A 1,396-nucleotide genomic window follows, 5' to 3' on the forward strand; every position below is an offset into this window, starting at 1 on the left:
GGTGCGCGCGCACCACCCGCGCGCCCGCGTCCTGCGCGGCAGGGACCGCCACCCCGGCGGGCTGACACGCCACGCCAAGAAAAACGCGCGCCCCCGCATGACAGGGGCGCGCGTCGCTCCGCGAGTGATCTGTGGGTCGTGCTGCTCAGTGCCGCCGCTGGCGGCGCGACATGGCGGTGTCCTCGGCTCCGGTGCGCTCCGGCATCTCGGCGGCGGGCTCGCCCATGCGGGCAAGCGCGACGGCCGACTGGATCACGCTTTCGCCCACCACCCAGTCGAACTCCGCATGCAGGCGGTCGATCCGCGTGGCAAGCGCGTCGAGACGGCTGTCGGGCGAGGCCCCCAGCGTTTCGGCCACGCGCTGCCCCAGCGCCTCGAGATCGGCATCGCCGAGGCTGCGCGGCGCGGCGGCGGCAGTCTGAAGTCGTAACACGAGGCGCAACATGATCCCGACGGCCACCGCAAGGGCGAGCACCGCCAGGCAAAGAAGGATCGCAAACAGGGTCAAGGTCCGCTCCGGATCAGAGGTTCAGGTCGGACAGGCCCGCGAACAGGCTTTCCGAGATGGCTTTGGTGTCGATCGGATAGCGGCCCTCGGCGATGGCTTCCTTGATCCGCGCGACGGTTTCGAGGTCGAAGGGTGGGCCCTTGGCCGCCAGCGTCTCGCCCATCTGCAGGGCCGAGGTCTCGCTCAGCGTGGCCGCATCCGCCGCAGGGGGCGGTGCCTGCAGGCTCGTGGCGCTTGCGGCGCTGCCGGGGGTGACGGTCTCCGGCGAGGTGCCGGGGCGGGCTTCCGTGCCGGTCTCCGACAGGCGAAGCCTAGGCGGGATCGACGGTGGGACGGACATGGTCATGGTGGACATCTTTTCGGATTGAACAGGCTCGTGGGGCACAACGGCAGCGGTTCAGTTCATGTTAGGCGCGACCGCGACATTTTCTGCATCCGTCACCGTGGCCTCGAGCACCCGGCTCGAGCGGCTGTTGCGCACCCGGATCCGGTCGCCGCGCTGGCCGTTTGCAAGCGCCACGCCCGCGACCGTCACGCTGATCCCGGCGGCCTCCGAGGTGATGGCGACGCTTGCGCCCTCTTCGACCAGCCAACGTTGCTCGAGGTGCCGCGCAAGGATCGGGCGGCCCGCGCCGAGGTTCACCGTCAGCCGCCGCCCGATGACCACGGACGGATCGACAAGGCGGCCCGGTGCGGGACGGACCGAACCGTCCGAGGGGGTGACGTGATGCGCCTCGATCAACGTGCCGCGCGCAAGGCTGCGGGTCAGGACCAGGACCGGCGCGCCCCCGGCGGGGGCCGCGCTGTCCGGGGCCGCGCTTACGGACCGCGTGAGTGTGGGCAGCGGGGCACCGGTGCGCAGGCGGCGCTCCCAGGTGGGCGCATGGC

At 71.7% G+C, this 1,396-nt stretch carries 3 protein-coding genes; all 3 read right to left on the minus strand.

Annotated features, from left to right (window positions below):
• Nucleotides 1-145: 145 nt before the first annotated feature.
• On the minus strand, nucleotides 146-508 hold the full coding sequence (locus QQK83_RS19285) for a hypothetical protein (protein WP_284267062.1): 363 nt from the start codon (nucleotides 506-508) through the stop codon (nucleotides 146-148).
• A 13-nt stretch (nucleotides 509-521) separates the two neighbouring features.
• On the minus strand, nucleotides 522-854 hold the full coding sequence (flgM, locus tag QQK83_RS19290) for a flagellar biosynthesis anti-sigma factor FlgM (RefSeq protein ID WP_284267064.1): 333 nt from the start codon (nucleotides 852-854) through the stop codon (nucleotides 522-524).
• 51 nt (nucleotides 855-905) lie between these two features.
• Nucleotides 906-1,396: flagellar basal body P-ring formation chaperone FlgA (gene flgA, locus QQK83_RS19295; RefSeq protein WP_284267065.1), on the minus strand; the 491-nt coding region annotated here is incomplete at its 5' end.

This window comes from Roseicyclus amphidinii (assembly GCF_030163755.1).
GTDB lineage: Bacteria > Pseudomonadota > Alphaproteobacteria > Rhodobacterales > Rhodobacteraceae > Roseicyclus > Roseicyclus amphidinii.

What these genes read in the sequence shown, in the direction of transcription:
- flgM (WP_284267064.1), bottom strand. Translation starts at nt 854, where the DNA reads ATGACCATGTCCGTCCCACCGTCGATCCCGCCTAGGCTTCGCCTGTCG.